Genomic DNA, 12,910 nt, shown 5'->3' with positions numbered 1-12,910 from the left:
ATGTCGGAGTTCCTGCCCGCCCGGATGGACGTGGACGCACCCCTGTTCACGGTGACGGTCGCCGCCCGGCTGGCCGATATGCACCCCCAGACCTTGCGCGGCTACGACCGCCTCGGCTTGGTGGTGCCTTCCCGCTCCAAGGGCCGCGGACGCCGGTACTCGCTGCGCGACGTCGCCCGGCTGCGGCACATCCAGACGCTGTCCCAAGACGAGGGCATCAATCTGGAAGGCATCCGGCGCATCCTGGCGCTGGAGGCCGAACTCGACGACGCTCAGGCCCAGATCGCCCGGCTGATCGAGATCGTGGCCTCCCGCTCCGAGGAGCCACGCGAGGGCGCGCGCACCTTTACCGCGGGCTATGGCACGGTCCATCTGGGCCGCACTGTCCGCGCCCGCTCGCCGCGGGCGCTCACCTCGGGGCGTTGACGTCCGGACCCGGAGACCCAGCCCGGCGCGGTGTGCCGGTCAGCGTAGGTGGCGCAGGAATCGGCCGGGATCGGCGAGGAAATAGCGCTCGTTGACCACCAGATCCAGGTCCTCCCACGGGCACCGGCTGAGGCCGTCGCCGTCCAGTTGCACGATGGTCGCGCCCGGCAGGGACGACAACACGGGGGAGTGCGTGGCCATCACGATCTGAACCCCCGGGTCGGCCAGCAGGTCGACGAGAATCGCGAGCGCGTGCAGGCTCGAGGTGAACGACAGCGCCGATTCGGGCTCGTCCAGCAGATACAGACCGGGGCGGATGCGGCCGCGTCCGTCACGCGTCTTGTCCTCGAGCACGGCCCGGAACGATTCCCCGTGACTCAGATGATGGAACGAAGGACCCGAGGAAGCCAGATAGGTGAACAACCCGTGCATCGTCTCGGCGCGCAGAAAATACCCACCCCGGCTGCCGCCCGCCCCGCGTACCAGTTGCAGGCATTCGGCCAAGGGCGATTCGGTGCGTGCCGTCGAGAATCGGGCGCCCGTGGAGCCGCCCTCGGGATTGAGCCCGTACACCTCGGCGATCGCCTCCAGGATGGTCGACTTGCCCGACCCGTTCTCGCCCACCAGCACCGTCGCCTGGCCCAGGTCGAGCCCGTCGGCCAGCAGCGCCGATACCGCCGGAATCCGGTAGGGCCACGCCTTGCGGTGCCACTGCGCGCCGGTGCGCGCCTCGACCCGGCGCACTGGACGCCCGACGCCGGCGATGGTCGGCTTCGCCATGGTTGCCCCCTCGTGTCTTCCGCTCTTCGGCCTGTCTTCGGTTCATCCTCGTCATCGACGACCTTAGGATGCGGCACCGACGATTTGCCGGGGCGGGCAAATCGGGCGACGCCAGCCGAGGCGAGCACCGGTGCAATACCGCAAAGGCGACGGTCACGTCACGATTGGTCCATCTGCCCGCTCACCCGGTGGGGAAACTCCGATCGGTGTGGTTGAATCTGCCCTGGGGGACAGGCTCGCGGTATTCGGCGAGCCCGCGTCGAGAAGGGGACCATATGAGTGGAACGGCGGCGTCAGCGAAGGTATGGCGACGTATCGGGTCGCTCGCTCGTGACGCCCTGTTGAAGTCACTCGCCCCGCTCGAACTCCGCGCCATCCTCGCCGATGTCGCGCGTTCGCGCGCCCTCGACCAGACCCCGGCCGACATGATCAAGCGCTGGCGTGAGGACCGCCTGCTGGCTCCGTCCTTGCTCGATCCGCGCGAGGCGTTGCCGATCACCGGCAAGCTGTGGGAGCTGACGCCCAAGGAGTTCGTCGGGGTGACGTTGTCTCAGCTCACCTCGCTCGGCTCCGGCGTCCACCTGGGCGGGCGCGGCCAGAACCGGGTGATCAGCACCATGCGGCTCACCGAGGTGCTCGCCGACCCGGTGCACGGGCTCGCGCTGGAGGCGTCCCGGCGCCGGCGCAACGGTCATTCCCGCGTCCATCTCGCCACGCACGCCCGCTGCACCCACGCCTGGGATTCCACCGAGGAGTCCTCGCACGAGCTGCGGTTCTCCCTGGTCTCCAGCGCACCGGACGGCGGCGGGCTGAGCACCGAGGCCGAACTCCTCGACCTGCACCTCGACTTCTGGCGCGAGGCGATCGGCGCCATCGTGCCCGGCGGCCGGATCGAGCTGTCGGTGTGGGATGCGACGCTCGCCGCGCTGGTCGCCGAGCGCGGCACCTGCGACGGCATCATCGTCATCGACGGTGACGCCCGCGGCACCAGTTCCGAGCGGACGCCGTGGCGCAACCCCTACGCGACCGCCGCGTTCCGGTTCGTCCTCGACGAGGACGGCCAGAGTGTCGAACTCGGCGACGGCGGCTTCGTCACCTGGACCCAGTCGCTCACCCGCAACCGCAAGGACCGCTGCCTGGTCTCGGGGATCAGCGTCGACGCGATCGTCGCCCACACCTGGGAGAGCGAGTAGTCCGCTACGACGCCAGCCAGGCCGCGTAGGCGTCGAAGCTGTACGGACGCCCCAGGAAGTCCTCGACCAGATCCGCGGCGTCCTTGCGCCCACCCTGGGCGAGAATCCGGTCGCGGTACCGGGTCGCGACGTCCACATCGAACAGATCATCGGGGTCGAACGCGCTGAACAGGTCCTTGGCGATCACCAGGCTCCACATGTAGGTGTAGTAGCCCGAGCTGTAGCCGGTCAGGTGGCCGAAGCTGGCCGGCATGCAGGTGCCGGGCAGGTAGTCGAACATCGAATAGCGCGCCTGCAACTCGGCGGTGCGGCCGGGAAGATCCTCCGGGTTCTCCAGGTGCAGGTAGTAGGACAGCGCCGCGTAGAACATCTGGGTGCGGGCGATGTAGCCCTTGCCGAAGTCGTCGGCGCTGCGCATCCGGTCCACCAGGTCGGCGGGAATCGGCTCACCGGCCGCGTCGCGCGCGAAGGTGCGCAGCACGCCGGCGTCCCAGGCCCATTCCTCGAGCATCTGGCTCGGCGCCTCCACGAAGTCCCATTCGGTCGCCACGCCGGAGAAGTCGACCCACTGCTGGGCGCCGCCGACCAGGTGATGCACCAGGTGCCCGAACTCGTGGAACAGGGTGACCACATCGCTGTGCTCCATCAGCCCGGTCGGGAAGTTGCAGACCAGGACGCCTTCGGGCAGCTGCTGCCCGGCGACCCCGTTGCTCAGCGTGAACTGGGCGGCGTGCTTGAACTTGCCCTCGCGGGGGTGCAGGTCGAGGTAGATCCGGCCCAGCGGCGCGCCGTCGTCGCGGCGGGCGACGTCGAAGGCGACCACGCTGGGGTGCCACACCGGCACCTGCACCGGCGTGTAGGCCAGGCCGAACAGGCGTCCGGTCACCTCCAGCAGTCCGGCGCGCACCCGGGCGGCGTCGAAGTAGGTGCGCACCCGCTGGGCGTCCACGTCGAGCCGCTCGCGGCGGTGCACCTCGGCGTAGTAGGCCACATCGGACGCCTCCACGCGGGCGGCGTCCGGGCGGTCGGCGCGCAACCGGTCCAGCAGGACGGCCACATCGCGGCGAGCGGGGCCCTCGGCGGCGTCGGCGATCTTGTCGATGAAGGCGGCGATCGCCTCGCCGGAGCCGATCATCTTCACCTCGGCGTCGAAATCGGCCCAGTTGGCGTAGCCGAGCAACGCGGCGTACTCGGCGCGCAGGGCGAACAACTCGTGCAGCACCGGCACGTTGTCGGGGTAGCCGATGGTCAAGGACGCCTCGTGCAGCGCCCGGCGGGCGTCCGCGTCGTGCGCGAAGGTGCGGAACGGGATCGAGTCCGGGTAGTCGGTGGTGATCGTGACCAGGCCGTCGTCGGCGGCCGGGTGGGCGTCGATCCAGTCCTGCGGCATCCCGGCGAGCTGGCCGGGGGTGACGGTGATCGAGCGGGTGCCCTCGCGGATGGTGCGCGCGAAGGTCTGGCCGAGCACGGTGAGCCGGTCGTCGATCTCCTTGATCCGGGCCCGCACCTGTTCGCCGGCGGCCACACCCGAGCGCCGGAACGACCGCAGCGTGTGCTTCAGCAGCCGGGCCGCGTCGGCGTCCAAGCCCTCGGCGTCCAGCCCGGCGAAGACGGCGTACAGCTCGGTGTCGAGACCCAACTCACTGGACAGCTGCCGTGCGGCCAGGGCGGCCTGCTCGGCGGCGGCGCGCACCTCGGCGTCCGGGTGCACCTCGCTGAACAAGGACGCGCGCGCGGCGGTATTGCTCAGCGCGACCGACACCTCATTCCACGCGGTCAGCGCGTCGAGGGCGGACGCCGGCGGCGCGGCCTTGAGCGCGGCGGCCCCGGCGCGGGCGGCGTCCAGGGCCTCGTCGCTGGAGCGGGTGATCCAGGGGTGGTAGGCGTCGGCGGCGGGCAGGGTGAGGGGGGTGAGGTCTGTCACGCGCCCACCCTACCCACGGCGGCGACGAGCGGTCAGGGGCACGCGGCATCGTTCGGTGCGACAATGGGTTCTTTGGGCCGAGCCCGGGGAAGAGGAGCGTCATGCAGTCGGAGAAGCGCGCAGACACGGGCGCGGACGCCTCGGGCGAGCGAATGGGCACGCCGACGGTGGCCGGACGACTGTCGCCGGCGTTCGGCGTCCTCGCGGTGGTGCTGCTGGCGATCAACCTGCGCCCCGGCGCCACCTCGCTCGGGCCGGTGCTCGCCGAGATCCAGCAGGACCTGGGCATGAACGCGGCCGTGGCGGGGATGCTGACCGGCGCGCCCGGGTTCGGGTTCGCGATCTTCGGCGCGACGGCGGTCGCCCTCGGCGTCCGGGTCGGCTTGGCGGCAGGGTTGACGATGGGGGCGATCGCGGCGGCGGTGGGACTGCTGGGCCGCTCGGTGGTCGGCTCGGTGCCGCTGTTCCTGCTGCTCACCGTGGTCGCGTTCGCGGGCATGGCGATCGGCAACGTGCTGGTGCCGGCCTACATCAAGAGCCGCTACCCGTCGCGGATCGCCTCGGTGATGTCGGCCTACACCGTGAGCCTGGCGATCGGGGCGACGAGCGCGACGATGCTGTCGGCGCCGATCGCCCATCTTCCGGGCAGCAGCTGGCGGGTCTCGCTCGGCATGTGGGGGGTGGTCGCGGCGGTGGCCGCCGTCCCGTGGCTGGTGCTCGCGGTGCGGGAGCGCCGGCGGCGGGCGTCCGGCGAGATCGGCCCGCGGGTGTCCGGGTCGGTGTTCGCGGTGATCCGCTCGCGCAAGGCGCTCGCGCTGGCCTTGTTCTTCGGCATGCAGTCGATGCACGCCTACATCCAGTTCGGCTGGATCGCGCAGCTCTACCGTGACGGCGGTCTGCCACCGACCTACGCCGGCGCGATGGTGTCGCTGCTGGCCTCGCTGGGCATCCCGGCCGGGTTCGTGATGCCGTGGGTGGCCGCCCGGGTGCGGGATCCGCGCCCGCTCGTGGTCGCGCTGTTCGTCTTCATGGTGTCGGGCTACCTGGGGGTCTGGCTGGCACCCACGACCATGCCGTGGCTGTGGGCGATCCTGATCGGCCTGGCCGGTTGCGCGTTCCCGCTCGCGATGACGCTGATCACCGCGCGTACCCGGGATCTGCACATCACCACCCAGGTGTCGGGGTTCACCCAATCTGCGGGCTACCTGCTCTCGGCCGCCGGCCCGCTGCTGGTGGGCGTGCTGCTGCAGGTCACCGGTTCGTGGACGGCCCCGATGATCTTCCTGCTCGGGTGCGCGGTGGTGTTCCTGATCGCCGGGCTGCTCGCGGCCGGTCCGGGTTTCGTCGACGACGAACTCGCCCAGGCCTCCGCCGTGGATGCCGGGGCGAGGTAGCCGATGCGCACCGAGGACGCCCGCGGCCGGGTCCTGCTCGCGGCCGGCCTGGTGCCAGTGGGGCGGGTGGCGTCCTACGGTGACCTGGCGCGCATCGTCGGGATCGGCCCGCGCCAAGTGGGCGCCATCATGGCGACCTGCGGTCCGGGGGTGCCCTGGTGGCGGATCGTCGGGCACGACGGCGTGCTGGCCCCGCTGGAGAAGGCGCGCCCGCACTGGGAACGCGAGGGCATCGAGGTGCGCCCGGACGGCCGCGGCTGCCGGATGCGGGTCTACCGGGCCGATATCGCCGAGCTGGCCGACGAATACCGCTTCGCGCTCGCCGAACGGGGCTGAGCGGCGGCGTCCGGGGCCAGCGTGGGGTCGGCGAGACGGTGTTGCCGTGCGGGCGGCGCGCGCTGCGGAACGGTGGAATACTGGACCTCGGAAGCAAGTTGAGTCTGGTGATATCAACTTCGCCCCGAACCTAGGGAAGGACCGTTCGTGGACACTGCCAAGCTCACCACCAAGAGCCGCGACGCCGTGAGCGCCGCCCTGCGTCACGCCCTCACCCAGGGCAACCCGCAGGCCGAACCCAGCCACCTGCTGCACGCGCTGCTCATGGTCCCCGACAACACGGTCGGCGCGCTGCTCAGCGCCGCCGGCGCCGACCCGGCCGCGATCGATTCCGCCGCGCAGGCCGTGATCGCCAAACTGCCCAGCTCGACCGGAAGCTCGGTCAGCCAGCCCGGCCTGTCCGGCTCGCTGGCGCGCGTGCTCGCCGACGCCGAGACCCGGGCGGCGAAGATGGGCGACGAGTTCGTCGCCACCGAGCACCTGCTGATCGCGCTCGCGACGGTGGCGTCCGATGTGCAAGCGGTGCTGCGGCGGGCCGGCATCACGCCCGAGAAGCTGACCACCGCGTTCAACGACGCCCGGGGCGGCAAGCGGGTCACCTCGGCCGAGGCCGAGGGCGGCGAGTCGGCCCTCGACAAGTACTCGGTCGACCTCACCGAGCGCGCCCGCGACGGCAAGCTCGACCCGGTGATCGGCCGCGACGCCGAGATCCGCCGCGTGGTGCAGGTGCTCAGCCGCCGCACCAAGAACAACCCGGTGCTGATCGGCGAACCGGGCGTCGGCAAGACCGCCGTCGTCGAAGGGCTCGCCCAGCGCGTCGTCGCCGGCGATGTGCCCGATTCGCTGAAGGGACGCCGCGTCGTCTCCCTCGACCTGGCCAGCATGGTCGCGGGCGCCAAGTACCGCGGCGAGTTCGAGGAGCGGCTCAAGGCGGTGCTGAACGAGATCAAGGAATCCGAGGGCCAGGTCGTCACCTTCATCGACGAACTGCACACCGTCGTCGGCGCGGGGGCGTCCGGCGAGGGCGCGATGGATGCCGGCAATATGCTCAAGCCGATGCTGGCCCGCGGCGAACTGCGGATGATCGGCGCCACCACCCTGGATGAGTACCGCGAGCGGATCGAGAAGGATCCGGCGCTGGAGCGCCGCTTCCAGCAGGTCTACGTCGGGGAGCCGTCGGTGGAGGACACCATCGCCATCCTGCGCGGCCTGCGCGAACGCTACGAGGCGCACCACAAGGTGCGGATCACCGACGGCGCCCTGGTCGCCGCCGCCCAGCTGTCCAACCGGTACATCACCTCGCGTCAGCTGCCCGACAAGGCGATCGACCTGATCGACGAGTCGGCGTCCCGGCTGCGGATGGAGATCGACTCCAGTCCCGAAGAGATCGACCAGCTGCGCCGCCAGATCGACCGGATGACCATGGAGCAGTTCGCCCTCGACAAGGAGCAGGACGCCGCCAGCACCGAACGGCGTGCGCGGCTGGCGTCCGACCTGGCTGATGCGCAAGAAGAACTGCGCGGCCTGGAGGCGCGCTGGGAGGCCGAGAAGCAGGGCCTGAACCGGGTCGGTGAGGTGAAGGCCGAGATCGACCGGTTGCGCGCGGACGCCGATCGCGCCCAGCGCGAAGGCGACCTGACCCGGGCCTCGGAGATTCTCTACGGCCAGATCCCGGCCCTGGAGGGCGAACTGGAGAAGGCGTCCGCCGAGGACGCCTCGCGCGCCCCCATGGTCGCCGAGGAGGTCTCGGCCACCGACATCGCCGAGGTGGTCAGCGCCTGGACCGGCATTCCCGTCGGCAAGATGCTGCAAGGCGAGAGCGAGAAGCTGCTGTCGATGGAAGACCATCTGGGCGAGCGGCTGATCGGCCAGCGTGAGGCCGTCCAGGCCGTCTCCGACGCCGTCCGCCGCTCGCGGGCCGGGATCTCCGACCCGAACCGCCCGACGGGTTCGTTCCTGTTCCTCGGCCCGACCGGCGTCGGCAAGACCGAACTGGCCAAGTCGCTGGCCGCGTTCCTGTTCGACGACGAGCGCGCCATGATCCGGATCGACATGAGCGAATACGGCGAGAAGCACTCGGTCTCGCGCCTGGTCGGAGCCCCTCCGGGCTACGTCGGCTACGAGGAGGGCGGCCAGCTGACCGAGGCGGTGCGCAGGCGTCCGTACTCGGTGGTGCTGCTCGATGAGGTCGAGAAGGCGCACCCGGACGTGTTCAACATCCTGCTGCAGGTGCTCGACGACGGACGCCTCACCGACGGCCAGGGCCGCACGGTCGACTTCCGCAACGTCATTCTGATCCTCACCTCGAACCTGGGTTCGCAGTTCCTCGCCGATCCGGCGCTGAGTGCCGAAACCAAGCACGAGGCGGTGATGGGCGTGGTGCGGCAAGCCTTCAAGCCCGAGTTCCTGAACCGTCTCGACGACGTGGTCATGTTCGACCCGCTCACCCAGGACGACCTGACCCACATCGTCGGCATCCAACTGCGCCGGGTCGCCGATCGCCTCGCCGACCGCCGGATCACCCTCCAGGTGACCGACCCCGCCAAGACCTGGCTCGCCTCGACCGGCTTCGACCCCGTCTACGGCGCGCGCCCGCTGAAGCGGCTGATCCAGACCACCATCGAGGACGCCCTCGCCCGGCGGATGCTGGCCGGCGAACTGCACGACGGCGAGACGATCACCTTCGACGTCAACCCGGATTCCTCGGGTCTGATTGTCGCCTGATCTGGCGCTGTTTGGTTCGGACGCCCCGGTCGCATGGCCGGGGCGTCCGGCATGTAACGCGGCGTGCGGTGCTGGACATGATGAGGGTGTGCACCCACCACCCTCGCCCGAGGAGCGCTTCAACGCGCTGTTCGCTGCCCACCGGCTCGCGCTGATGAGCTATGCCGTGCGGCGAGTCGCCGATCCGCAGGATGCCGCGGATGTGGTCGCGGACACCTTCCTGGTCGCCTGGCGGCGGATCGATGAGGTGCCGCCGGGTGAGGGGGTGCGACCGTGGCTGTTCGGGGTCGCGCGCCGAGTGCTGGCGAACGTGCATCGTGGCGAATCGCGCCGGACGGGGCTCGCGCGACGGCTGGGCAACGAGTGGGGGCGGGTCTGGATCCCGGCGCCCGAGCCGGAGCCGCCGACGGTCGTCCGTGCGCTGCGGCTGCTCAGCGACAGTGACGCGGAGATCGTGCGCCTGCTGGCCTGGGAGGAACTGGCCCCGTCCGAGATCGCCGTGGTGCTGGATCTCGCGCCAGGGACCGTCCGGGTCCGGCTGCATCGCGCGCGCCGGCGCCTGGCGGCCGCGATGGAACGGATCGAGGCCGAGGAGACGCGAGAACCCGATGGAAAGTCCGCGGCGCCGACGAAACGCTGGGCGGCGTCCGGACATGTGATGAGTGAGCCGTCACCCGCCGGCTCCGGCAATGAGGAGACGGCATGAAGCGCGATCCGCTGGCAGCACTGAAGCTCGCCGATCCGGCGCGACGGGTCGACCTCGACGCCGTCGACGACCGGGCGTTCGAGACGCTCAGACAGGCCATCACCATGACCCCAGGAACCACGCCGCAGACTCCCCGCACCAAGCGCGGACGCCGCATCGTCGCCATCGCGGCGGCCACGACGGTGCTCGGCGGAGGCGTCGCGTACGCCACCTACTCGACCATGTTCGCCGGCGGTGCCAGCGACGGCCTCACCTGCATGGCGGCCTTCGTCGACCCCGACACCCTCGACCGTGCGAACAACCCGACGTTCGGCGGGGTCAAGCTGACCGCCGACCCCGTCGCCGACTGCGTCACCTACGCCCGCGAGGCGGGGGTGGCCACGATCAAGGATCCGGTGGCGTTCCGGTACAAGGGATTCCTCGTGGTCGCTCCAGCGGATCAGGTGCCGCAGGGCGCCGAACGATTGCTCATCCCTGGCTTGGGTGACGATGCTCCCGCCTCGGACGCCGCCGCGGGTGACCGCGTCCGACTCGCTCAGGCGCTCGACGATCTGGTCGATCGCCCGGCCGGCTGCATGACGGCGGAGCAGGCCCGCGCCTTCGCGGCATTCGCGTTGAGGGAGACGGGGCTGACCGGATGGACCGTGGATGCGGAGGTGGAAGGATCCGGTGAATGTGTCTGGCCGCTGGCCGACGGCGCGCAGCCGGTGATTCGGCTCAGGAGCGATTCGGCGGAGCTGGAGAGGAATGTTCCGGAACAGCCGAAGGCGACGGAAGATCCGAAGTACGCCCGCATCGATGCTCAGTCGGCGTCGATGAGGGAGGCGCTCAGGACGGGCATCAGCGAGGGCTGCCTCAACCTCACCGACGCCCGGAAGATCGCCGAAGTCCAAGCCCGCGAATCCGATCGGGTCGTCCGTGAAGTGCTGGGCGCGGCGGGTGCGGAAACGCCCGTGATCGGCGAGCGGGACGATGCGCTGGCATGCAGCACCGTGGACATCAAGCCCGGCGGCGCGTTCACCGTCGTCGTTCGCGGGCCTCAGACGGCGAAGGGGTGAACGAGGACGCGCCGGGGCGCGAATCCGAGAACCGTCAGCGCGGCCAGATCGTGCGCAGGAAGGTCTTGGACTCGGCGATCTCGGCGCCCGTCAGTTGGTGCATCACCTCGACCGAGAGGGTGTCGTCGTAGCCGATCGCGGCCAGATGGCGGGCGAAGGCCGGGTAGTCGTACGCGCCGGTGCCGGGGTGGCGGCGTCCGGTGTCGGCGGTCTGGATGTGGATGATCCAGTCGCCGTAGGTCTCGATGTCCTGCAGGGGCACCTTTTCCTCGTCGTGGTGGTAGAAGTCGAGGACGACCTTGATCGAGGGGTGATCGACCGCGACCGCGTACTCGACGGCCTCGGGCAGGGTGCGGACGATGTTGGCTTCCTTGAGGTTCTGCGGCTCGATGCCGACGGTGCAGCCGGAGCCCTCGAACGCGTGGGCCGTCCAGGTGAAGGCGTCGATCAGCTGCTCCTTGGCGCGGGCGCGATCCCAGCCCTCAGGCACATTGCGCGACCAGGCGGCGCCGAACACCGCCTTGGTGGCGCCGACGGCCTGGCACAGTTCGGCGGCGCGGCCCAGATAGGTCTTCACCCGGTTCTCGTCCACCGCGGGGCCGCTCACCGGCAGTTCGCGGGGCAGGAACGACTGCGCGACCGTGCAGGGCAGCGACAGCGAACCCATCAGCGCGCGGGCCTCGGCGTGGCGTCCCTCGTGCAGGCCGAGCGGGGCGAGCGGGAACTCGAAGAAGTCGTAGCCGGAGCGCCGGGCGACCTCGCACACATCCCTCATGTTCTGCGGCGTGGACAGGGGTGCAGCGAAACCGACCTTCATGCCCGCGATGCTAGCCCGCGGCCGCGGCGTCCGCTGTGATATACCAGGGGTGAGATCGCCTGACCGCCGGATCTTGATCCTGAGCGTGATTGAAACCGTAACAAGGCGGTAGCGCACGGGAAACTGACTGGTGACAAGGCGCCCATAGCGTCCGTGCCATGAAGATCATCATCATCGGAGCGGGTATCGGCGGGGCGAGCGCGGGCATTGCGTTGAAGCGGCTGGGGCACGAAGTCGTCATCTACGACCAGATGCGCGAGAACAAGCCAGTCGGTGCAGCCCTGTCGCTGTGGTCGAACGGCGTCAAGGTGCTCAACTGGCTGGGGCTGGCCGACGAGGTCGCCGCACTCGGCGGAGACATGGCCGACATGTCCTACGTCGACGGCCTCACCGGCGAGACGCTGTGCCAGTTCTCGCTGGCTCCGGTGACCGAACAGACCGGCCAGAAGCCCTACCCGGTGGCGCGCGCCGACCTGCAGGCGCTGCTGATGGAACGCTTCGGCATGGACGATATCCACCTCGGCATGCGCATGGAAGGCATCGCCGACGACGGCGAAACGGTCACGGTGACCTTCGCCGACGGCTCCACCGACACCGCCGACATGCTGATCGGTGCGGACGGCGCGCGCTCGCTCACCCGCGACTACGTCACCCCCGACGGGGCGCCGGCGATCGAACGCGAATACTCGGGGTACACGAACTTCAACGGGCTCATTCCCGTCAACGAGGCGATCGGCCCCGCCACCCAGTGGACCAGCTATGTCGCCGATGGCAAGCGCGCCTGCGTGATGCCGGTCGCCGGTGATCGCTTCTACTTCTGGTTCGACGTCACTCAGCCGTCCGGGCTGCCGTACGACCGCTCGGAGGGCAAGGCTCCGCTGGAAGAGGCCTTCGCCGGATGGGCGCCGGGCGTGCAAGCGCTCATCGAGTCGATCGATGCCGAGAAGTCGCTGAACCGGGTCGAGATCTGGGACATCACCCCGTTCCCGAACTGGGTCAAGGGCCGCGTCGCGATCCTCGGGGACGCCGCGCACAACACCGCTCCCGACATCGGCCAGGGTGCCTGTTCGGCCCTGGAGGACTCGTTCGCCTTGGCGATCGCGGTGTCCACCAACACGGTCAGCGTCGAGGACACCCTGCTGCGCTACGAGAAGATCCGCGCCGAGCGCGCCGGTGACCTCGTGCTGCGCGCCCGCAAGCGCGGCGAGGAGACGCACGCCTACGACAAGGCCGCCACGGACGCCTGGTACGCAAGCCTGCGTGGCACCGACGGCGCGGGCATCATCAAGGGCATCGTCGGCAACATCGTCGACAGCCCCGTGAATTTGGGAGGCGGCATCCTCGTCTGAGGACCGTCTCGGGGGAGACGGCGCACGCTGAGGAGGCTGTGACCTCGGGAGAGGTCGCTCGCGCCTACGTTCTGCACCGTTGCGCACGAAATTTCGTGCGCAACGGTGCAGAACGTGCGTATGGGCACGTGGCTGCCGAGGCATCTGCGAATGGGGTAGTTAAGGTCCTGCGAATGGGATACTAGAACGCCTGCGAATGGGAT

At 70.0% G+C, this 12,910-nt stretch carries 11 protein-coding genes; 8 read left to right on the top strand and 3 right to left on the bottom strand.

Annotated features, from left to right (window positions below; translation table 11 throughout):
• Window positions 1–426 (top strand): heat shock protein transcriptional repressor HspR, encoded by a 426-nt coding sequence (locus QM708_RS06050; RefSeq protein ID WP_415111304.1) that lies wholly within the window; start codon window positions 1–3, stop codon window positions 424–426.
• 39 nt (window positions 427–465) lie between these two features.
• Here QM708_RS06050 and QM708_RS06045 read toward each other — a convergent pair whose 3' ends face one another.
• A complete protein-coding gene (locus QM708_RS06045) occupies window positions 466–1,206 on the bottom strand; it encodes an AAA family ATPase (RefSeq protein ID WP_415105440.1) in 741 nt (246 codons plus the stop codon).
• 341 nt (window positions 1,207–1,547) lie between these two features.
• Here QM708_RS06045 and QM708_RS06040 point away from each other — a divergent pair, with 341 nt between their 5' ends.
• Entirely contained in the window at window positions 1,548–2,399 is an 852-nt protein-coding gene (locus QM708_RS06040; protein WP_415105438.1) for a hypothetical protein, read from the top strand.
• A gap of 4 nt (window positions 2,400–2,403) precedes the next feature.
• Here QM708_RS06040 and QM708_RS06035 read toward each other — a convergent pair whose 3' ends face one another.
• Complete coding sequence (locus tag QM708_RS06035) at window positions 2,404–4,323, bottom strand: M3 family metallopeptidase (RefSeq protein ID WP_415105435.1); 1,920 nt, start codon at window positions 4,321–4,323, stop codon at window positions 2,404–2,406.
• A gap of 101 nt (window positions 4,324–4,424) precedes the next feature.
• Here QM708_RS06035 and QM708_RS06030 point away from each other — a divergent pair, with 101 nt between their 5' ends.
• From QM708_RS06030 to QM708_RS06010, 5 genes are all read left to right on the top strand, one after another.
• The gene (locus QM708_RS06030) at window positions 4,425–5,717 is read left to right on the top strand and encodes a CynX/NimT family MFS transporter (RefSeq protein ID WP_415105433.1); all 1,293 of its coding nucleotides are present in this window, start codon (window positions 4,425–4,427) and stop codon (window positions 5,715–5,717) included.
• A 3-nt stretch (window positions 5,718–5,720) separates the two neighbouring features.
• Window positions 5,721–6,053 (top strand): MGMT family protein, encoded by a 333-nt coding sequence (locus tag QM708_RS06025; RefSeq protein WP_415105431.1) that lies wholly within the window; start codon window positions 5,721–5,723, stop codon window positions 6,051–6,053.
• Window positions 6,054–6,200: 147 nt separating this feature from the next.
• A complete protein-coding gene (clpB, locus tag QM708_RS06020; protein WP_415105428.1) occupies window positions 6,201–8,777 on the top strand; it encodes an ATP-dependent chaperone ClpB in 2,577 nt (858 codons plus the stop codon).
• 88 nt (window positions 8,778–8,865) lie between these two features.
• Complete coding sequence (locus QM708_RS06015; RefSeq protein ID WP_415105425.1) at window positions 8,866–9,483, top strand: RNA polymerase sigma factor; 618 nt, start codon at window positions 8,866–8,868, stop codon at window positions 9,481–9,483.
• Complete coding sequence (locus QM708_RS06010) at window positions 9,480–10,541, top strand: hypothetical protein (protein WP_415105422.1); 1,062 nt, start codon at window positions 9,480–9,482, stop codon at window positions 10,539–10,541. Before QM708_RS06015 ends, QM708_RS06010 begins: the two co-directional genes overlap by 4 nt.
• Before the next feature lie 34 nt (window positions 10,542–10,575).
• On the opposite strand, the gene QM708_RS06005 is transcribed toward QM708_RS06010, so the two are convergent.
• Entirely contained in the window at window positions 10,576–11,358 is a 783-nt protein-coding gene (locus QM708_RS06005) for a sugar phosphate isomerase/epimerase family protein (protein ID WP_415105420.1), read from the bottom strand.
• A gap of 158 nt (window positions 11,359–11,516) precedes the next feature.
• On the opposite strand from QM708_RS06005, the gene hpxO reads away from it, so the two are divergent.
• A complete protein-coding gene (gene hpxO / locus QM708_RS06000; protein ID WP_415105417.1) occupies window positions 11,517–12,707 on the top strand; it encodes an FAD-dependent urate hydroxylase HpxO in 1,191 nt (396 codons plus the stop codon).
• The last annotated feature ends 203 nt before the right edge of the window (window positions 12,708–12,910 follow it).

Origin of the sequence: Propioniciclava sp. (assembly GCF_047602245.1) — a bacterium.
Taxonomy (GTDB): domain Bacteria; phylum Actinomycetota; class Actinomycetes; order Propionibacteriales; family Propionibacteriaceae; genus Propioniciclava.
Note: the sequence above shows the minus strand (reverse complement) of the source record. Positions and strands in the feature narration are given on the sequence as shown.

Bases quoted from the DNA above. Each gene is read 5' to 3' on its own strand.
- hpxO (WP_415105417.1), top strand. From the start codon at position 11,517: ATGAAGATCATCATCATCGGAGCGGGTATCGGCGGGGCGAGCGCGGGC.
- QM708_RS06005 (WP_415105420.1), bottom strand. From the start codon at position 11,358: ATGAAGGTCGGTTTCGCTGCACCCCTGTCCACGCCGCAGAACATGAGG.
- QM708_RS06030 (WP_415105433.1), top strand. From the start codon at position 4,425: ATGCAGTCGGAGAAGCGCGCAGACACGGGCGCGGACGCCTCGGGCGAG.
- QM708_RS06050 (WP_415111304.1), top strand. From the start codon at position 1: ATGTCGGAGTTCCTGCCCGCCCGGATGGACGTGGACGCACCCCTGTTC.
- QM708_RS06025 (WP_415105431.1), top strand. From the start codon at position 5,721: ATGCGCACCGAGGACGCCCGCGGCCGGGTCCTGCTCGCGGCCGGCCTG.
- QM708_RS06010 (WP_415105422.1), top strand. From the start codon at position 9,480: ATGAAGCGCGATCCGCTGGCAGCACTGAAGCTCGCCGATCCGGCGCGA.
- QM708_RS06045 (WP_415105440.1), bottom strand. From the start codon at position 1,206: ATGGCGAAGCCGACCATCGCCGGCGTCGGGCGTCCAGTGCGCCGGGTC.